This window comes from Corallococcus macrosporus, assembly GCF_017302985.1.
Taxonomy (GTDB): Bacteria; Myxococcota; Myxococcia; order Myxococcales; family Myxococcaceae; genus Corallococcus; species Corallococcus macrosporus_A.
This window is the reverse complement of the sequence record NZ_JAFIMU010000007.1, coordinates 1-17,872: the sequence shown is the minus strand read 5'-3', so window position 1 is coordinate 17,872 and position 17,872 is coordinate 1. Positions and strand designations below refer to the sequence as shown.

Genomic DNA, 17,872 nt, shown 5'->3' with positions numbered 1-17,872 from the left:
GAGTCGCGACTCAACATGGCCAAGTCGATGGTGGAGCGTTACGAGCAGCTCCTCCGGCAGGACCCGACCTCTTCCGTCTTCGTGGAGCTGGCGAAGGCGCTGCTGGAGAAGGGAGACGCGGCGCGCACCATCGAGGTGTGTACGCAGGGCATCTCCCACCACCCCACGTCCACCGTGGGGCGGGTGCTGTGGGGCAAGGCCCTCATCCAGCTGGGGCGGCCCGCGGAGGCGATGGAGCAGTTCGACCAAGCCATCGCCATCGAGCGGGACAACCCGTACGCCTACAACCTCATTGGCGACGTGCTCCTGCAGCGCGGGCTGTACCGCTCCGCGCTGCCGATTCTGCGCAAGGCCGTGGCGCTGCAGCCCAACAACGGGCGCGTGAAGCAGTGGTTGGATCAGGCCCAGCAGGCGCTGTCCGGCGGCCCTGCGCCCATCTTCGAGGACCTGGGCATCCTGGGGACCCCGGCGGCGGCGCCGGAGGAAGAGACGCCGGAAGCGCCGGGTGCGGAAGCAGCCCCGTCCGCGTTCGAGGCGCGTGCCGCCGCTGCGGCGGGCCTGGAGCCGCGCCGTTCCGCGAGGACGGAGACCCCAGCGGGTGGAGTGGATGCGCACGCGGCTGCTCGCGTCGGATCCGTGGAGGCGCACGGAGGGCCGACCGCGCCTTCCGGAACGCCGGTGCCGGAGGATGCTCGGCGCGATGGTTCGGTGGATGCGGGTGGTCCGTCCGCGGCGGATGATCAGCGCGAGAGCGCGCCGGACGCTGGCGCGGATCCGGGCGACGGATCCGGTCGTGTGGCCAGCGGTGGCCCGTCGGATCCGGGGCAGGAGCCGGGTTCGGGGCGGCAGCGCGTGGCGTCGGAGGCCGGAGCGGATTCGGGTAATGGATCCGGTGCGGGACGCGGTCGCGCGGCCCGTGGTGGACCTTCGGATCCGGGCCAGGAACCCGGTGATGGCTCCTCGGACGCGGGCCAGGAGCCCGGTTCGGGACGCGGCCTTGAGGCTCGCGGTGACGCTTCGGGCGCGGGCTCGGAGGCCTCCGCGGGCGACGCGACGGACGGTGCTCCGACGGATCCGGGCGCGGGTGCCGCTTCCGAGTCCGCGCAGGGTGCCTCTGGTCGTGGGCGCAAGTCCGGGATGCTGGCGGACCTGCCGGACGCCCCGGCGGAAGAACCCGCGTCGCAGAGTGGGGGACTGCTCGGGGACCTTCCTCCTCCCGAGGCAGCTCGGGCCCGCGCGACCGTGCCGATGAGGCCGGCTCCGGTGGCGTCGTCGGGGGCGGGCGGCAAGCGCTCGCTGCTGGACGACATCCCGGATGCGACGGAGCTGGCGGCGGCCGCGGCGCGCAACAAGGCGGCGGCGAACGCGAAGGACACGGAGGCGCTCGCGGCGAAGTACGAGCGCGAGATGCACGAGAAGATCGCCAAGGAGCGGGCGAAGCAGTCCCTCCTCGAGCGATACGGCGCGAAGACCGTGGCCCTCTTCGTGGCCCTCATCTTCCTGGGCGCGAGCGCCGGCTTCTTCATCCTCTACCGCTCCCGCCAGGGCGGCCAGACGCTGTCGGAGACGCTGGAACTCTCGAAGCGCGCCATCGCGCAGGACACGGGGGCGTCGCTGGACGAGGCGCTCCGCCAGCTCGACCGCGCGCGTGACATGGACGAAGCGAGCCCCGCCGCGTGGGCGCTCGCGGGCTACGCGCACGCGCTGCGCTACCTGGACCACGGCGCCAACGCCGACGACCGCCGGCTCGCGCTGGAGGCGCTGGAGAAGCCGGGCGTGAAGGAGGGCTTCAACGGCCTGGTGCTGGCCACCAATGCGCTCGTCGCCGACGACCGGGGCCGCGAGGCCTCGCGCCGCGCGCTGCTCGCGTCGCAGGACGACGTGACGGAGGTGCACGCGCTCGCGGGCAGCCTGCTCATCGCCGCCAAGGACGAGAAGAAGGCCCTGGACCGCTTCGACCGTGCGCTCAAGGCGTCCCCGGGCAACGTCCGCGCGCTGGTGTCGCTGGGCGACTACTACCTCGCCTCCGAGGACTTCCCGCAGGCGCTGGAGATGTTCAAGCGCGCGCGCGAGGTCTCCAAGGAGCACCCGGCCGCCCGCATCGGGATGGCCGAGAGCCGGCTCGCGCTGGAGCAGGACCTGGACGCGGCGCTGGCGGACGTGGCGCCGCTCGCGCAGGACCCGAAGCTGCCGCCCGCGCTCCAGCCCCGCCAGCAGCTGGTGCACGGCGAGCTGTTGTCCGCGCTGGGCAAGTACGAGGAAGCGCGCGCGATGCTCTCCAAGGGCACGCAGGGGCCGCTGGCCATGGACTTCCAGCTGGCGCTCGGGGCCGCGGGCCGCGCGGCGGGCAAGCTGGAGGCCGCGCAGCAGGCCTACGAGGCCGCGCTGAAGCTGCAGCCCAAGAGCGAGGCCGCGAAGGAGGGCCTGGGGCGCACGCTGCTGGACCGCGACCGCGAGAAGGAAGCGCTCCAGCGGCTGGAGGCGGACGGCGGCCGCAAGGTGTCGCTGGTTCGCGGTGCTGCCTACGCGCGGCTCGGGGACTGGAAGCGCGCCCGCGTGGAGCTGGGCAAGACGCGCGTGAACGACCGCTACCCGCCGGAGGCCGTCGCGTGGCTGGCGCTGGCGGACGCGAACGAGGGCAACGCCGCCCAGGCGCGCGACGTGCTGGAGAAGGCGGTGGCCAAGAAGCCCCGCACGGACCTGCGCGTGGCGCTGGGACAGGTGTACTGGCGCGAGCGCGCGCTCGACAAGGCGCAGGCGCAGTTCGACGAGGCGCTGAAGGACCCGCGCGACTACGAGGGCGCGTGCTCGCTGGGGCGGCTGCTCCTGTCGCGCGGCCTGCCGGACATGGCGCTCAAGCCGCTGACGCAGGCGGTGGAGCGCAACGGCGCGCACGGCGAGGCGCGCGACGCCCTGGGCCGCACGCTGCTGGCGCTGGGCCGGACTCCGGATGCGCTGAAGCAGTTCGAGGCCTGGCAGCTGGACAACCCGGGCAACGCGGCCGCGCACAAGGGCTTCGCGCTGGCGCTGTACCAGTCCGGCCGCCGCAAGGAGGCGGAGGGCGCGTCGGGCCGCGCGGTGAAGCTGGCGCCGGACGACGCGGAAGGGCAGCGGCTGCGCGCGGCGCTCCTGTTCGCCAACGGCGACGCGAAGGGCGGCTTCGCGGCGCTGGAGCGCGCCAACAAGCTGGACTCCAAGGACCCGGACACCTTCTGCGAAATCGCCCAGGCGTTCCTGCGCCAGGGGCAGGTGGAGAGCGCGGACGCGGCCTTCGCGGCGGCGCGGCGCGAGGGGCCGGACGCGACGTGCGGCCGCGTGGGCGAGCTGTACACGCAGCTGCCGGGCGGTGGACGCGGCGCGGCGCGCACGCTGCAGGACCTGGCCGACAAGGCGCCCACCGTCTGGGACAAGGCCTTCGCCCAGGTGACGCTGGCACGGGTGCTCCTGGGCGCCGGAGCCGTGAAGGAGGCCCGCGCGGCGGCGGACGAGGCCGTGCGGCTTGCCCCCTACAACGGGCGTGCGTACCTGGCCCTGGGACTGGTGGCCTTCAAGCAGCGGCAGGAGGCCCCCGCCCGCGAGGCGCTGGCCAAGGCCGTGGAGCTGGAGCCCACGGACGGCCTGGCCCACCTGGCGCTGGCGGACGTGCTGGTGCGCGAGTCCTCGGAGCTGCCCCGGGCGGTGGAGGCCTACGAGGCCTTCCTGAAGCTCGCCGGGGGGGCTCCGGAGGCGAACCGGGTGAAGAAGGCCCTTCCGCTCCTCAAGCGCCGGGCGTCGCGCTAGCGTGGTGGACGTGAGCGAGCAGCGGCCCCCGTCCTCCCCCCTGCTGAAGGTCATGTGGGGCAATGCCTTCCTGCTGTCCGTGCTCTACCTGCTGACGGGCATCGTCGTGGAGTCCATCCGGCGGCGGTACCACGCGCCCTTCTTCGAGCGGCTCTCCATGGCGCTCGACTCGCTGCCGGCGCGGGCGCTGGAGCTGACGCACACGATGGAGCCGCTGCGCGCGGCGTACTTCACCGGCCGCATCACCGACCTGGGGGTGCGCGTCGTCTTCGGCGTCGTCACCGTGGCGGTCATCTTCCTGCTCGCCCTGGTGGTGGGCGCCATCATGGGCGTGCTGCGGTGGACGCTCATGCGCGCCACCCGCGGAGGTGGTGACGGCCCGCCGCCGGGCCCAGGCCGGGACGCCTAGCGGCGCGACTTCGCCTTGCGGATGCGAGGGGCCACGGGCGCCGCCTGCGGCTCGTGGCCCGCCGCGCGCGCCATCAGGCAGATGTCCACCACCTTGGGGCCGAAGCGCTCCCAGCGGCTCTCCCCGGTGCCCTTCACCGCGAGGAACGACTCCCGGTCCACCGGCAGCGCGGCGGCCAGCCCCAGCAGCGTCGCGTCGTTGAAGATGATGAAGGGCGCGATGCCCAGGTCCTTCGCCAGGTCCTTGCGCCAGCGGCGCAGCTCCGTGGACGCAAGCTCGCTGTACACCATCACCGGCGCCCCGGACGCGGCCGGCGCGGAGCGCGAGGAGGAACCGGAGGGCTTGGGCATCATGCTGCCCGCGCACCGGTCGCACTTTCCGCACACCGCCGCCGCGTCCGCCTGCCCGAAGTAGCGCAGGATGAACGCGCGCCGGCACGTCGGCGTGTACGCGTAGTCCGCCATCCGCTTGAGCATCAGCCGGTTGAGCCGCTCCTGCTCGCGCACGCGGGACAGGTCCACCGTCAGCTCGCGGAACGGCACGCGCTCCAGCGCGCGGATGGAGCGCCCCGCGAACGGCCTGCGCACCCGCACCACGCCGGACTTCTCCAGCAGGCCCAGCGCATGCCGGACGTCGTCCTCCGTGAGCCCCGTGCGCCGCGCGAGGATGGGCAGCTCCGTGGTGGCCTGCCGTCCCACGGGGAAGGTCTCCAGCAGCGAGCGCAACAGCCGCTGCGATTCCGCCGCGTGCGGCTGGGCGCTGGCGGCCTTGTCCGTCAGCGTGATGCCGTACTCGCCCTCACCCCGGCCACCGCGCTCCAGCTTGCCCTCGCGCTCGAAAATCTTGAGCGCGGCGGAGACCTCGAACTCGCTGGCGCCCACCATGCCCGCGAGCGCATGCACGCCCCGGTCGAACTCCTCCACGGCCTGCAGCTGCGCCCAGATGTCCGACAGCACGGCCTCGGACGGGTGGCTGCTCTCGATGAGGCGCTCCTGCGTGTACACGTCCGCGTGGTTGAACAGGAGCACCGCGGTGGCGGGGTTGCCGTCGCGGCCCGCGCGGCCAATCTCCTGGTAGTACGCCTCCACCGCCCGGGGAATGTTGGCGTGCGCGACGAAGCGGATGTCCGGCTTGTCGATGCCCATGCCGAAGGCGTTGGTGGCCACCGCCACCGCCTCCTTCGCGGACATGAAGTCGTCCTGCGCGCGGCGGCGGGCGTCGTCCTCCATGCCCGCGTGGTACAGCACCGCGTTCACCTTGCGCGTGACCAGCGCGGAGTGCATCCCTTCCGCCGCCTTGCGCGTGGAGCAGTAGATGATGCCGCTGCCGCCCTTCGCCGCCAGACTGGCGCACGCGTCCCGGCGCTCCTCGTCCCCGCTGACGTTCACCACGTCCAGGAAGAGGTTGGGCCGGTCGAACCCCTGGGCGAAGACCGCCGGGTCCTTCATCAGCAGCACGCGGACGATGTCCTCGCGCACCTCCGGCGTCGCGGTGGCGGTGAGGGCCACCGTGCGCGGGGGCCGCAGCCGCTTCCGCACCTGGCCCAGCAGCGCGTAGTCCGGCCGGAAGTCATGGCCCCACTGGGAGATGCAGTGCGCCTCGTCCACGGCGAACAGCTCGACGCCCAGCCCGGACACCAGCTCCAGGAAGCTTCCACTGCGGAAGCGCTCCGGCGCCACGTAGAGCAGCTTGTACTCGCGGGCGCGCAGCTTGCGCAGGCGGTCCGCCCGCTCCACGTCCGACAGCGACGAGTTGATGTACGTGGCCGGAATGCCCTTCGCGGTGAGCTGCTCCACCTGGTCCTTCATCAGCGCGATGAGCGGTGACACCACCAGCGTGATGCCCGGCAAGAGCAGCGCCGGGAGCTGGTAGCACAGGCTCTTGCCGGCGCCCGTGGGCATCACCACCACGGTGTTGCGGCCGCTGAGGACGGAGTTGATGACGGGCGCCTGGCCGGGGCGGAACTCCGACAGGCCGAAGTGCCGCACCAGTCCCTGCTGGGCATCTTCAAGGAAGGGCAGGGACTCCGTCATCGCGCGCATGTTCACCATCCTGGATCGGCCGTCAACGCCAATCCCCTCCGTGGGCACCGGTGCCCCCACCTCACAGCTCAAGGCCCGGAGGAAGGGGAACCGCCAGCGCGGCCCGTTTCCGCGCCACCTCCCGCCGCAGCGCCTCCGTCCGCTCCGGGTCCAGGCGGCCGTCCACGACGACGTCCCCCTCGCGCGCGCCCTGCGGCAGCCGCCAGCGCTCCACCGTGCACGCCTGCCCTCCGTCGGTCCGCACCACCTGGGCCCGCGTGTCCTCCAGCACCTCCACGCGCACGGGGCTTGCCCCCAGCGCCAGCAGCACGCCCGCCCCCATCACCAGCCCCCGCCCGTGACGCACCTGCGCCGGCCCTCCCGCTCGCTGTCCGGCAGGATGCCCCGCTCCAGCATCGACACGAACGCGCTGTCGCCCACGACGACGTGGTCCAGCAGCTTCACGCCCAGCAGCCCCGCCGCCCGTGCCAGGTGCTCCGTGAGCCCCACGTCCTGGACGCTGGGCTCCGGGTCCCCCGACGGATGGTTGTGCGCGAGCACGATGGCCGTGGCCCGCGCGGAGAGCACCGCGGCGAACACCTCGCGCGGATCCACCGGGCACGCGCTCAGCGTCCCTTCCGCCACCCGCGCGTCGTGCACCAGCACGTTGCGCGGGTTGAAGCACAGCACGTGGAACACCTCGCGCCGCAAGGCGGCCAGCGTGGGCGCCAGGTACGCGTGCACCTCCTTCGGGTTCCGCAGCCGGGGCCGCTTCTCCGGAGAGCGCTGCACGCGCCGTCCCAGCTCCAGCGCCGCCAGCAGCCGGGACGTGCGGGCCGGCCCCACGCCCCGCCGCGCGCACAGGACGCGCGGATCCTCCTGCACCAGCGCCTTGAGCCCGCCCCTGACCACGCCGTCCGCCGCGTCCCCCAGCCCCTCCGTCCACAAGAGCCCCAGGAGCTCCAGGTCGGTGAGGGCCTCCGCGCCCAGCCGGAAGAGGCGCTCGCGCGCGGCTCCCAACCCCGGCAACGCCGGACCGCGCGCCCTCACCGACCTGCCACCTGTGGCTTCCCCTTCGCCCGGCTCCGCCCACGCCTCTCCACCTTGTTCCATCCCGCCTCCGTCCACGCGACGGCGGGCTTGAGCAAGGCACGTGCCTTCGGGGTTCACTCCCGGACACCGCGCTTGCGCCCGTCCAGACCCGCGCGAAGCGGCCCTTTGGCGGGACGGACAGCGATGCTCCACCCGCACTCCTGGCGTGCGAGGAAGCAGGAAGCTCGCGGCGGGCGGCTAGAAGCGGGAGATGGCGAAGAAGGCCTTGATCTTGTCGTTCGTCTCTCGAAGCCGCTCGCTCAGCGTGCGGACGAACGTCCACAGGAGGACGTAGGCCAGGTCCTTGTCCGTGAACATCAGTTGGTCCAGCTTCGCGCGCTCGATGACCCACACCGTGCACGAGGTGTGGGCGATGGCGTCCGCGGAGCGGGGTGAATCCTCGATGACCGCCATCTCCCCGAAATACTGGCCGGGTTCGAGGATGGCGAGCGCCTCCTCCCCGATGCCCGGCACGGATTTGGAAATGCGCACCTTGCCGTCGGCGAGGATGAACATGTCCTGGCCGGCGTCACCCTCCCGGAATAGGTAATCACCGGCCACGTGGGTGCGCGGCTGGGCAATCCGGGCGACCTTGGCGAGCTGGCCCTGGGTCAACCCCTCGAAGAGCGCAACCTTCTTGAGGACAGCGGCATCCATGGGGTCCAGGTTCGTATCATGGCCAGGACGGCGGCGTCTGTTACCGTCCGGGCCCGTCAACGTATGAGCGCAGGAGGCGCCGTGTCGCAGGACAAGATCCAGAAGGTCACCATCATCGGTTCCGGCCCGGCGGGCTACACGGCCGCCATCTACGCGGCGCGCGCCAACCTGGAGCCCGTGGTGTTCGCCGGCGGCCCCACCCTGGAGCACCCCCAGCGCGTCCCGGGCGGCCAGCTCATGGTCACCACCGACGTGGAGAACTACCCCGGCTTCCCGGAGGGCATCACCGGTCCGGAGCTGATGGAGCGCTTCCAGAAGCAGGCGGAGCGCTTCAACACCGTCATCCACATGGAGAACATCACCAAGGTGGACTTCTCCAAGCGGCCCTTCCTGCTGGAGAGCGAGAGCGGCATCCAGGTGCGCTCGGAGACGGTCATCATCTCCACGGGCGCCACGGCCAAGTGGCTGGGCGTCAAGGGCGAGGACACCTACAAGAACCGCGGCGTGTCCGCGTGCGCCACCTGCGACGGCGCCTTCTACAAGAAGCAGGACGTGCTGGTGGTGGGCGGCGGCGACACGGCCATGGAAGAGGCCACGTACCTGGCGAAGATCGTCAACCACGTCACGCTCATCCACCGCCGCGACACGCTGCGCGCGTCCAAGGTGATGCAGGAGCGCGCGCTCAACAACCCGAAGATCTCCTTCATGTGGAACTCCGCCGTGGAGGAGGTGGTGGGCAACGCGAAGGGCATGACGGGCGCCGTGGTGCGCAACCTCAAGACGGGTGACAGCCAGCTCGTCAACGCGCAGGGCCTGTTCGTCGCCATCGGCCACACGCCGAACACGGAGCTGTTCCAGGGCATCCTGGAGACGCACCAGGGCGGCTACCTGAAGACGATTCCGGGCAGCACGCGCACCAACATCGAAGGCGTCTTCGCCTGCGGCGACGTGCAGGACAGCTACTACCGCCAGGCCATCACCGCGGCGGGCACCGGCTGCATGGCCGCCATCGACGCGGAGCGCTGGCTCATCGAGCACGGCGAGTAGTCAGTCCCCATTTCCTTCCGTCCCCAGCGAGACGACACGCGCATGAAGACGAAGCAGAAGACGGTGGCGGTGCACGCGGGCTCCCGGCTCACCGGGAGCAAGGCCGTGCCCGTCATCCCGCCCATCTTCCCGGCGGCGGTGAACTGGTTCGACAGCAGCGACGACCTGTCGGACGCGCTGGACGGCAAGGACTACGCCTACGCCCGCATCAGCGCGCCCAACGCCGCGCTGCTGGAGGAGGCCGTGGCGGCGCTGGAGGGTGCGGAGGCGTGCGTCGCGTACGCCAGCGGCATGGCGGCGCTGCGCTCGCTGTTCGACGCGCAGCCGTGGAAGGCCGGGGACGTGCTGGTGATGCCCACGGACGGCTACGGCGTCACCCGGGCGCTCTACAAGAACCTGTGCGCCCGCTGGGGCGTGGAGCTGCGTCCCCTGGACCAGACGGACCCGGACGCCCCCGCGCGCATCCGGGAGTGGCGCCCGCGCCTGGTGCTGGCGGAGAGCATCTCCAACCCGCTGTTGCGCGTGCCGGACATCCGCGCGCTCGCGCAGGCCTGCAAGGACGCGGGGGCGGTGTTCGCGGTGGACGCGACCTTCCCGTCGCCCTACGGCCAGCGCGCGCTGGAGCTGGGCGCGGACTACGCGGTGCAGTCCACCAGCAAGTGGCTCAACGGCCACAGCGACGCGCTGGGCGGCACGGTGAGCGGCTCCAGGGCGCGCATCGACCCGCTGCGGTCCGCACGCATCCTGTCCGGCGACGTGCTGGGCCCCTTCGAGGCGTGGCTCACGCTGCGCGGCCTGCGCACGCTGCCCGTCCGCATGAAGGCCCACAACGAGCACGCCGCCCACGTGGCGAAGCGGCTGTCGGACTCGCCGCTGCTGGAGCGGGTCATCTACCCGGGCCTCTCCTCCCATCCGGACCACGCGGTGGCGGGGCGGGTGCTGGAGGGCGGCTTCGGGCCCATGGTGGCGTTTGAAATCAAGGGCGCGGGGCAGAAGGAGGGCGACCGGTTCCTGGAGGCGCTGCGGGTGGCCAAGCCCGGGCCGTCGCTGGGGGACGTGGGCACGTTGGTGATGCACGCGGCCAGCGCCAGCGCCCGCCGGATGACGCCCCAGGAGCGCGCCCAGGCGGGCATCCGCGACAGCCTCATCCGCGTGTCCGTGGGGCTGGAGGACCCGGACGACGTGGCGGACGACCTGCTCGCCGCGGTGGCGAAGGGGGCCGGCCGGTGAAGATGGTGGACGTCGGCGACAAGCCGAAGACGGACCGCGTGGCGGTGGCCACCGCGCGCCTCCGGATGCTGCCGGAGACGCGCGAGCGCATCCTGGCGGGCAAGGTGGAGAAGGGCGACGTGCTCGCGGCGGCGCGCCTCGCCGGCATCATGGCCGCCAAGCGCACCCCGGACTTCGTGCCCCTGTGCCACCCCATCGCGCTCGCGGGCGTGGACGTGACGCTGGAGCCGGTGGACGAGGGGCTGGAGATCCGCGCGCGCGTGAAGACGGTGGACCGCACGGGCGTGGAGATGGAGGCGCTCACGGCCGCGTGCGCGGCGGCGCTCACCGTCTATGACATGTGCAAGAGCGTGGACCGGGGCATGGTCATCGAAGCGGTGCAGCTGGACCACAAGTCCGGCGGCCGCTCCGGCACCTGGGACCGCGAGCCGGCGTAGTCAGCGCTTCGCTTCCGCGCGCAGCCGCTCCAGGAAGAAGGCCACCACCACCAGCGAGTGCGTGATGTGGCCTTCCAAAATGAGCCGGGGCAGGGCCGCGCGCGGGTACAGCTCCACCGCGATGTCCTCGCCGTCGTCCGGGTCCCCGTCGCTCACGCGCTCGCAGTCGAGCGCCAGGTAGCTGAAGCACCGGTTGGACTGGAAGGCCGGGTTGGGGTGCACCTCGCCCAGCGGCTCCAGGCGTCCGGCGCGGTAGCCCGTCTCCTCCTCCAGCTCGCGCGCGGCGGCCGTGGCCGGGTCCTCTCCCGGGTCGATGACGCCGCCCGGGACCTCCAGCGTCGGCGCGTCGATGCCGAAGCGGAACTGGCGCACCATCACCAGCTCGTCCTGCTTCGTCACCGCGATGACGTTCACCCAGTCCGCGCACTCCAGCCGCACGCGCCCGTGCTCCAGGTTCGTGCGCGGGTCCGCCACCACGTCCTCGCGCACCTTCACCACCGTGAAGTCGTGCTCCAGCCCCCGGCGCAGGCGCGGCCAGGGCTTCACTGTGGACTTGGGTGACTCGGACGCCATGCGGGGGTTCCCTTTCAGTTGAGCAGCTCGGCCCGCTCGCGCAGCTCGCGCGCGGACAGCTCCAGGCGCTCGCGGTCCGGCGCGTCCGGCGACAGCTCCAGGCACCGCTCCACGTCCTTCAGCGCGGCGCGGAAGGCGCCCATCGTGGTGAGCAGCGACGCGCGCGTGCGCAATTCACCCGGGTGGTCCGGGGCCAGGAGCAACAGCAGGTCCACCACCGCCAGCCCCTGCTGGCTGTCGTCGCGTCCCAGGTACACGCGGCGCAGGTTGGACAGCATGCGGTACGCGATGAGCTCCACCGGCGCGGGCGCGAGCATGGCCCGGTCGAACTTGAGCTGCGGCGCCACGCGCTTGAGCAGCTCCTCGCAGCCGTGCTCCGTGAGGATGTCGCCGTGGTGGAAGGGGTCCATCACCAGCTTGTGGTCGCCCGCGTCGCACGCCACCAGGAAGTGGCCGGGGAAGGGGACGCCGTACAGCGGGATGCCCGCGCGGCGAGCCACCTCCAGGTAGAGCACCGACAGCGTTATCGGCAGCCCCACCTTCCGCTCCAGCACCCGGTCCAGGAAGCTGTTGTCCGGCGAGTGGTAGTCGTCCTCGTTGCCCCGGAAGCCCTCGATGTCCGCCAGCACGTGGCGCAGGGCGCGCAAGGGGGCCAGGGCCTCGCCCTTCTCGCGCAGGCGCTCCGCCTCCACCTGCACCCGGGCTGCGAGCGCGTCCAGCGTGTGCAGACACGCCGGGGCGTCCAGGTCCTCACGGCCCAGCGTGGCGATGGCCAGGGCCGCCAGGTCCAGCCGGGGCGGGTCCGCGGCCAGGGAAGACACCAGCCGCTCGCGCGCCAGGGGCGGGCCGAATCCAGAGGGAAAACTCACGGTGCGCACCTGTAACCCACGGAAGCTCCTCACGGCAAAGGCAGGCAGCCGAGCGTCATGCGCCCGGCGGCGACGCGGGCAGGCGGCTCTTGATTTCCGCCCGGATGGCCATGTGCGCGGAAATCAGCCCGGCCAGGATGCCGTCCTCGAACTCGAAGGACGGGTGCTCCTTGAGCTGGGGGAAGTCGTGCGGGTTGCGCAGTTCCTCCGGCCCGATGTTGGGCACCGCCTCGCGCGCCAGCCGCAGCACCTTCGCCTGCTGCTGGGCAATCATCCGCTCGTAGAGGGGAGAGGCCAGGGCCAGGAACTCGTTCGCTGTCTCTTCCGTCATGCGCTGCCTCACTCCTGGGCGATGTCCCATTTCATGCGTCGGTAGGTGTAACGGAAGGCCTCGGCGTTCGCTTCGACGGCGTCACCCGTGGCCTCCCGCCCGTCCAGGAAGGCGACGAAGTCGAACTGCCGGCCGGGCTGGCCATACTCGGCGTCGAACACGCGCACGATTTCGTTCGCCGGCAGCGTCCTGCGCCCCGCCACGCTCACCAGGGGGATGTCCAGGCCCTTCATGTCCTTCGACGGGGCGTAGGACTTCCACACCAGCTCCGTGCACACCAGGGACTGGTCGGAGAAGAAGTCGAAGTTGAAGTCGTACGGCCGGCCCTGGAAGGTGAAGGCGCGCAGGATGGCGCGGGCCTTGTCCACCTGCGACACCCGGGGCCTCAGCACGCCCAGGTAGTCCACGTGCATGCCGTGCTCCACGCCGGTGAAGCTCACGCCCTCGCTGATGGATTCGATGATGCGCAAGGGGTCCCCATGGGAGTCCTTGCCGGTGTACTCCGCCCACTTGGCGGGGAATGCCTTCGCCAGGTGGCCGGTGAACGTCTCCGGGTGGCCGGGCAGCGTGGCCACCCAGGCCTTCACCTCCGGGTCCGCGTCGAAGGTCAGGGCCAGCTCCCGGGCGGTGCCCACGTACAGCTCCGCGTGCGGCCAGAAGCCCGGCAGGCCGATGTTGGACAAGAACCAGTTCTGCCGCGCGACCATCACGTCGCCCGGGGCCATGCGCGGCAGCAGCGCCAGCGTCTGCTCGCGGGAGATGAGCGGCCTTCCCGAGCGGTGCACGCGCGTGTCGCCCATCCACTCGGCCACCGTCTTCTGCACCGGGAACACCGCGCGCGCCGTCGTGTCCTGGGTGAGGTCCGCGGCGGCCTTGGCGAAGAGCACCGGGCCGCGCTTCAGCAGGCGCGTGCGGGCCGTCCTGCTGTCCTGGCGCATGGCCTGGAAGAGCGCGGGGACGCCGGGCTCGTTCAGCACGCCGGACCTCGCCAGCACCGGGTGCAGCGTCGCGCGGTAGCCGTCGCCGGTGAAGAGCTGCGTGGTGGTGCCCACGTGGACGACCTTCTTCTTGAAGCGGCTGAAGGCGCGCGCGGGCAGGCCGTACTCGGGGCCGGGCTCGTCCAGCAGCACCTCCAGTTGCGCCTGTCCCCCGGCCAGGTCCGCGAAGGCCATCCCCTGCGCCAGCTCCGCCGCGAGCGCCGCGTGGGTGAGGAGGAAGCCCCAGGCGTGCTTCTTCGGCTGGGTGACGGCGGGCACCGTGAGGAAGTCCCAGTAGCGCTGGCGCACCACCTCCGTGGAGACGAAGCAGTCGAAGAAGGCGGCCCAGGTGGACACCAGGAGCTGCTTCTCGTCCGGGGTGTACGGCACGTCCTCGCCGCGCCGGTACAGCGCCCTGGCGCGGAAGGCCTCATCGCGCAGGCGGCGCAGGCCCTCGGTGCCCTGGCGCAGCATCTCCAGGTCGCGGCGGGCCTGGGCGACGAAGGCCGCGTCGTCCAGCGCGTAGACGTCGCGCGGGGCCTGGGCGGCGGGCGGCGGAGGGGCGGCGGACGGCGGGCCGGCGGGGGGGCTGGCGAGCGTGAGCCAGGCGGCGAGCAGGGAGGCGGCGGACATCGGGGTGAGGACTCCGGCGGGCGTAGGCGCGGCGGAAGACTCTACCCCGAAGCGCGCGCGGGCAAGGCGGTCGGTCCCTCGCCTGCCCGGCGTCGTAGGAGGAGCCGGGAGGCAGGGTGGCCCGGGGCGGGCGTCATCCCCACGTTGTTCCGTGGATGGACGCTCGGGCATGGACGCCCGGGCGCAAGAAAGGTGGAAGGCACGATGGCTTACGGAAAGGCGGAGGATCCGGCGCGCTCCATCACCCCGCATCTGGATGGGGTGGAGTACCCGGCGACGCGTGAGGAACTCGTCGAGGCCGCCGCGGACAGCGAGGCCCCGGTCGACATCATCAACATCCTCAAGTCCCTGCCGCAGACGGAGTACATGTTGCGCGAGCACGTGCTGCGCGACCTGGCGGAGGCCGAGCGCCGCTTCGCGATGAACGGCCTGAAGGACGACGACGGCGTGGACCGCGACCGCCGCAACATCGGGCGCGACCGCATCGAGGGTGCCTCCAACGGGGAGACGCGCCACCCGTAGTGTCGCCCGCGCGGTGACTCCTTCAGCGGAACGGTGCAAGACGCTCGCGGGCGCCCTGGCTTTCTGCCAGCGTTCGCGAGCGCATGCGTCCTGGTCTCCCGTGGTGCTGTCTCGTGCTGTCGCTGGCTGCCGGGTGCACGTCCCGGTATCCGCCGCTCAACCCCGCGCCGGGGCTGCCTCCGCCGGTGCGTCTGGACTTCAAGCCCCCCGTGGACCGCCTCCTCACCGAATCCGTGCGCGCCACCCGCACCCTCCAGCGCGAGGGCCAGCCGGAAGTGCGCGACGAGGCCGCGTTCACCACCGAGACGCGCTTCTCCCCGTCCGACGGCGGCTGGCGCGTGGCCCAGTCCGTGCGCACCCCGCGCCAGGTGCATGACGGACAGGACGTGCCGTCGCTGTCCGGCGCCGTGCTGGAGCGCTTCACGCTGCGCATGCAACTGGCGGCGGACGGCACCTTCGTGAAGCTGGTGGGCCCGGAGGCCGCGCAGGAGGCGCTGCGGCAGGTAGCACCCGAGGGCACCGGCCTGCCGGAGGTGGAGCGCTTCTTCACCCCGGAGGCGCTGGAGACGCGCGCGCGCCGCGAGTGGGAGGCGAAGTACGCGGGCCTCCTGCAGCGCAACCTGGTGGAGGGCCAGCGCACGTGGGCGGTGGACTTCGTGGCCGTGGACGGCGAGGAGCGCGCCTACCTGCTGGAGCGCACGGTGGAGGGCACGCGGCCCACGACGTTCGGCGACGCGGTGGTGCTGTCGCTCAAGTGCCTGGACGCGCTGCCCGCCAAGGCGCCCGCGGAGCTGCGGGCCGCGTGGACGGAGGCCGGTTCGCCGGAGCTTGCGAAGGGCGTGACGTGTGAAGGCGAGCAGGTGGTGGCGTACGGCCGGTTCATCCCGGTGCGCCGCCTGCTGAAGGTGAAGGCGGTGGAGAAGGGCGCCACGCTGACGCTCACCACCGAGTCCCAGGCGGAAATGCTCCAGGAGGAAGGGCCATGAGCCACGACGAGTACCTCATCGAGGACGACGCGGGTGTGAAGCGCGTGGTGCAGGAAGCCAGGCGCGTGGCGGTGCTGGGCATCAAGACGGAGGACCACTCCGCCCAGCCCGCGTACTACGTGCCGGAGTACCTGGCGAAGGCGGGCGTGGACGTGGTTCCGGTGCCCGTCTACTACCCGGACGCGAAGGTGATTCTCGGCAAGCCCGTGTACCGCAGGCTCGTGGACATCCCGGGCGACATCGACCTGGTGGACGTGTTCCGCAGGCCCGGCGACATCGACCAGCACGTGGACGACATCATCGCGAAGAAGCCCAAGGCGGTGTGGTTCCAGTCCGGCATCCGCAACGACGACGCGGCCCGGAAGCTGGCCGCCGCCGGCATCCGCGTGGTGCAGGACCGCTGCCTGATGGTGGACCACCGCCGCTACAGCGGGCGCTGAAAAAACAACGGCCCTCCGCGCCCGAAGGCACGGAGGGCCGCGGGGCCGCGCGTGGAGGTCGCCGGCCCTGGAGTGACGCTTCAGTAGTTGCCGGAGATGACCTTGGGCAGGGCCTTCGCCAGGTCCGGCAGCGGGCCAATCTGGCGCGAGTCCGCGGCCTGGGCGGTGCCGTTGTTGCGCAGCAGGCCGCGCATCTGCACGGAGTTCAGCAGCCGGCCGTTGGCCTTCGCCACGCCCTGGGCGCTGACCGCGGTGCCCACGATGATGGGCGACGCGCTGGACGTGCCGCTGAAGGTGGACGTGTAGTACTGGTCCTCGCCGTAGCCGCTGCCGAAGCGGTCGCCGTAGCCGGTGGTGACGACGGACTCGCCCCAGCCGTGCACGTTCACGCGCTGGCCGAAGTTCGTCCAGCACATGGGCACGCGCGTGGTGGCGGTGCTGGCACCCACGAGGATGGCGCCCGAGTCACGCGTGGCCGGGTTGAACCGGCCGCCGTAGGCCGCCGCGTCCAGGTTCGCGCTGCCGTTGCCCGCGGCCTCCACCACGATGACGCCGTTGGCGGTGGCGTTGCGGATGGCGTCGTAGTTGTCCTGCCAGTACTCCATCGCGATGTAGTTGCACTGGGACGTGTTGCACGTGCAGGCCGTGCCGTCCGCGGGGCCGCCCGCGTGCAGCTCGATGAGGATGACGCCGCCCGCGCCCACCGCCGCCGCCGCGTTGGTGATGGCGCTGGCGGCGCTCTGCGCGCCAATGGCCTCCACGCCCGGCTGCGCCGCGTTGGCGATGCCCGTCACGCCGTAGCCGTTGGACGCGCCCACAATCTCACCCAGCACCGCGGTGCCGTGGTTGCGCCAGCCCAGGTCGTTGTACTGCGTGCCGCCCACGCGGAAGAACGAGGGGAAGTCCTCGTGCGTGGTGCGCCAGCCACCCTCGATGTCCACGAACTTCACGTTGGTGCCCCGGCCGCCCGTCTGCGTCCACGCGTACGTCGCGTTGACGCCGGAGGGCGCCGCGTTCAGGTAGCCCTGGTTGGCCTGGTACAGCGGCGTGGTGGGCGGCAGGTCCGCGGCGGACAGCAGCGCGCGCAGCCCGGCCTCCATGGCGAAGTTCACCATCGCCGGCTCCGCGGGCGGCGCCGCGTAGGCCGTCTCCACGCTGCCCACGCGGTTGAGCGCCGCCACCAGGTCCGCCACGGTGTCCGCGGTGGTGCCGGGCAAGAGCGGTACTTCGAAGTACAGGTTCAGGTCCGCCAGCTGCTCGCCGCCCTTCGCCTCACCGGACGCCTTGCTCGCGTCCAGCGCGGCCTCCTCGGCCTGGAAGACGCGGGTGAGCGAACCGATGCGCGGCGCGCGATCCAGCAGCGCTCCCACCTCCGCGATGTCCGCCTCCACGCGCGCGTCGTCCAGGCGCAGGCCGGACAGGAGCTCCCGCTCGCCGGCGCTGCGCTCGGAAGCGAGGGCGCGCAGTGCGTCGCCGCGCAGGCGCACGTGGCTGCCCTCGTGGAACTTCACCACCAGCCGCTCCACGAACGTGCCCGCGGGCAGCTCTCGCCCCGTGGGCTTCGCGAGGAGCGCGCGCGGCGCCAGCTTCGGCGCGGCGCCAGCAGCGGGGGCCAACGCCAGCAGGGACACAGCCAGGGCCGCGCCACGCAGGGGGCGCAGGGACAGCGTCGACTTCAGCATGGACTTCCTCCGGGATGGACAGCATCTCCACCATGCCACGCCGGTCTGTCATTTAAATCAGGCTATCCCTTTATTTCTGTCCTGTTGATTTATTCGGCCCTCGTTGAACGCGTTGGGCGTGCGAGGACGCTCAGATGCTCTGCTCGAAGGGGACGGGGGGCCGGGCCAGGGCCCGCTCGGCGGACA

Annotated in this window: 17 protein-coding genes; 8 read left to right on the top strand and 9 right to left on the bottom strand. The window is 72.0% G+C overall.

The window, feature by feature from the left end; translation table 11 throughout:
* The first annotated feature begins 15 nt into the window (after positions 1-15).
* A complete protein-coding gene (locus JYK02_RS12300) occupies positions 16-3,780 on the top strand; it encodes a tetratricopeptide repeat protein (RefSeq protein ID WP_207051128.1) in 3,765 nt (1,254 codons plus the stop codon).
* 52 nt (positions 3,781-3,832) lie between these two features.
* Positions 3,833-4,189, top strand: a complete 357-nt coding sequence (locus tag JYK02_RS12295; protein WP_207055087.1) for a hypothetical protein — start codon at positions 3,833-3,835, stop codon at positions 4,187-4,189.
* Here JYK02_RS12295 and JYK02_RS12290 read toward each other — a convergent pair.
* The 4 genes from JYK02_RS12290 to JYK02_RS12275 all read right to left on the bottom strand — a co-directional run bounded on the left by JYK02_RS12290 (position 4,186) and on the right by JYK02_RS12275 (position 7,959).
* Complete coding sequence (locus JYK02_RS12290; RefSeq protein ID WP_207051127.1) at positions 4,186-6,240, bottom strand: RecQ family ATP-dependent DNA helicase; 2,055 nt, start codon at positions 6,238-6,240, stop codon at positions 4,186-4,188. The genes JYK02_RS12295 and JYK02_RS12290 overlap by 4 nt on opposite strands.
* A gap of 52 nt (positions 6,241-6,292) precedes the next feature.
* The gene (locus tag JYK02_RS12285; protein ID WP_207055086.1) at positions 6,293-6,553 is read right to left on the bottom strand and encodes a DUF3006 domain-containing protein; all 261 of its coding nucleotides are present in this window, start codon (positions 6,551-6,553) and stop codon (positions 6,293-6,295) included.
* A complete protein-coding gene (radC, locus tag JYK02_RS12280) occupies positions 6,553-7,323 on the bottom strand; it encodes a RadC family protein (protein ID WP_207051126.1) in 771 nt (256 codons plus the stop codon). The genes JYK02_RS12285 and radC overlap by 1 nt, the downstream gene beginning before the upstream one ends.
* 177 nt (positions 7,324-7,500) lie before the next feature.
* Positions 7,501-7,959 carry a cyclic nucleotide-binding domain-containing protein gene (locus JYK02_RS12275; RefSeq protein ID WP_207051125.1) on the bottom strand — a complete coding sequence of 153 codons (459 nt, stop codon included), beginning with the start codon at positions 7,957-7,959 and terminating at the stop codon, positions 7,501-7,503.
* Between the two features lie 81 nt (positions 7,960-8,040).
* Here JYK02_RS12275 and trxB point away from each other — a divergent pair, with 81 nt between their 5' ends.
* The 3 genes from trxB to moaC are packed head-to-tail and all read left to right on the top strand — an operon-like array spanning position 8,041 to position 10,673.
* Positions 8,041-9,006, top strand: a complete 966-nt coding sequence (gene trxB / locus JYK02_RS12270; protein ID WP_207051124.1) for a thioredoxin-disulfide reductase — start codon at positions 8,041-8,043, stop codon at positions 9,004-9,006.
* A 42-nt stretch (positions 9,007-9,048) separates the two neighbouring features.
* Positions 9,049-10,236 (top strand): trans-sulfuration enzyme family protein, encoded by a 1,188-nt coding sequence (locus tag JYK02_RS12265; protein WP_207051123.1) that lies wholly within the window; start codon positions 9,049-9,051, stop codon positions 10,234-10,236.
* Positions 10,233-10,673, top strand: coding sequence for a cyclic pyranopterin monophosphate synthase MoaC (gene moaC, locus JYK02_RS12260; protein ID WP_347402473.1), 441 nt, complete (start codon positions 10,233-10,235; stop codon positions 10,671-10,673). The genes JYK02_RS12265 and moaC overlap by 4 nt, the downstream gene beginning before the upstream one ends.
* Here moaC and JYK02_RS12255 read toward each other — a convergent pair whose 3' ends face one another.
* The 4 genes from JYK02_RS12255 to JYK02_RS12240 form a co-directional block, all read right to left on the bottom strand.
* Positions 10,674-11,246: an NUDIX hydrolase gene (locus JYK02_RS12255; RefSeq protein WP_207051122.1), complete on the bottom strand. Its 573-nt coding sequence runs from the start codon at positions 11,244-11,246 to the stop codon at positions 10,674-10,676.
* A gap of 14 nt (positions 11,247-11,260) precedes the next feature.
* Positions 11,261-12,085, bottom strand: coding sequence for a SirB1 family protein (locus JYK02_RS12250; RefSeq protein ID WP_171421309.1), 825 nt, complete (start codon positions 12,083-12,085; stop codon positions 11,261-11,263).
* A gap of 85 nt (positions 12,086-12,170) precedes the next feature.
* Positions 12,171-12,446 (bottom strand): hypothetical protein, encoded by a 276-nt coding sequence (locus JYK02_RS12245; RefSeq protein WP_207051121.1) that lies wholly within the window; start codon positions 12,444-12,446, stop codon positions 12,171-12,173.
* A gap of 8 nt (positions 12,447-12,454) precedes the next feature.
* The gene (locus JYK02_RS12240; protein WP_207051120.1) at positions 12,455-14,056 is read right to left on the bottom strand and encodes a YiiX/YebB-like N1pC/P60 family cysteine hydrolase; all 1,602 of its coding nucleotides are present in this window, start codon (positions 14,054-14,056) and stop codon (positions 12,455-12,457) included.
* 204 nt (positions 14,057-14,260) lie between these two features.
* Between JYK02_RS12240 and JYK02_RS12235 the strand changes: the two genes are divergently transcribed.
* The 3 genes from JYK02_RS12235 (at position 14,261) to JYK02_RS12225 (ending at position 16,004) form a co-directional block, all read left to right on the top strand.
* Positions 14,261-14,578, top strand: a complete 318-nt coding sequence (locus tag JYK02_RS12235; protein ID WP_207051119.1) for a DUF2795 domain-containing protein — start codon at positions 14,261-14,263, stop codon at positions 14,576-14,578.
* An 83-nt stretch (positions 14,579-14,661) separates the two neighbouring features.
* Complete coding sequence (locus JYK02_RS12230; protein WP_207051118.1) at positions 14,662-15,564, top strand: hypothetical protein; 903 nt, start codon at positions 14,662-14,664, stop codon at positions 15,562-15,564.
* Entirely contained in the window at positions 15,561-16,004 is a 444-nt protein-coding gene (locus tag JYK02_RS12225; RefSeq protein ID WP_207051117.1) for a CoA-binding protein, read from the top strand. Before JYK02_RS12230 ends, JYK02_RS12225 begins: the two co-directional genes overlap by 4 nt.
* Positions 16,005-16,084: 80 nt before the next feature.
* On the opposite strand, the gene JYK02_RS12220 is transcribed toward JYK02_RS12225, so the two are convergent.
* Positions 16,085-17,686: a S8 family serine peptidase gene (locus tag JYK02_RS12220; protein WP_207051116.1), complete on the bottom strand. Its 1,602-nt coding sequence runs from the start codon at positions 17,684-17,686 to the stop codon at positions 16,085-16,087.
* Between the last annotated feature and the right edge of the window lie 186 nt (positions 17,687-17,872).

Bases quoted from the DNA above. Each gene is read 5' to 3' on its own strand.
- JYK02_RS12240 (WP_207051120.1), bottom strand. From the start codon at position 14,056: ATGTCCGCCGCCTCCCTGCTCGCCGCCTGGCTCACGCTCGCCAGCCCC.
- JYK02_RS12290 (WP_207051127.1), bottom strand. From the start codon at position 6,240: ATGGTGAACATGCGCGCGATGACGGAGTCCCTGCCCTTCCTTGAAGAT.
- JYK02_RS12300 (WP_207051128.1), top strand. From the start codon at position 16: ATGGCCAAGTCGATGGTGGAGCGTTACGAGCAGCTCCTCCGGCAGGAC.
- JYK02_RS12230 (WP_207051118.1), top strand. From the start codon at position 14,662: ATGCGTCCTGGTCTCCCGTGGTGCTGTCTCGTGCTGTCGCTGGCTGCC.
- JYK02_RS12225 (WP_207051117.1), top strand. From the start codon at position 15,561: ATGAGCCACGACGAGTACCTCATCGAGGACGACGCGGGTGTGAAGCGC.
- JYK02_RS12285 (WP_207055086.1), bottom strand. From the start codon at position 6,553: ATGGGGGCGGGCGTGCTGCTGGCGCTGGGGGCAAGCCCCGTGCGCGTG.
- radC (WP_207051126.1), bottom strand. From the start codon at position 7,323: ATGGAACAAGGTGGAGAGGCGTGGGCGGAGCCGGGCGAAGGGGAAGCC.
- JYK02_RS12245 (WP_207051121.1), bottom strand. From the start codon at position 12,446: ATGACGGAAGAGACAGCGAACGAGTTCCTGGCCCTGGCCTCTCCCCTC.
- JYK02_RS12295 (WP_207055087.1), top strand. From the start codon at position 3,833: ATGTGGGGCAATGCCTTCCTGCTGTCCGTGCTCTACCTGCTGACGGGC.
- JYK02_RS12220 (WP_207051116.1), bottom strand. From the start codon at position 17,686: ATGCTGAAGTCGACGCTGTCCCTGCGCCCCCTGCGTGGCGCGGCCCTG.
- JYK02_RS12265 (WP_207051123.1), top strand. From the start codon at position 9,049: ATGAAGACGAAGCAGAAGACGGTGGCGGTGCACGCGGGCTCCCGGCTC.
- JYK02_RS12275 (WP_207051125.1), bottom strand. From the start codon at position 7,959: ATGGATGCCGCTGTCCTCAAGAAGGTTGCGCTCTTCGAGGGGTTGACC.
- JYK02_RS12255 (WP_207051122.1), bottom strand. From the start codon at position 11,246: ATGGCGTCCGAGTCACCCAAGTCCACAGTGAAGCCCTGGCCGCGCCTG.
- JYK02_RS12235 (WP_207051119.1), top strand. From the start codon at position 14,261: ATGGCTTACGGAAAGGCGGAGGATCCGGCGCGCTCCATCACCCCGCAT.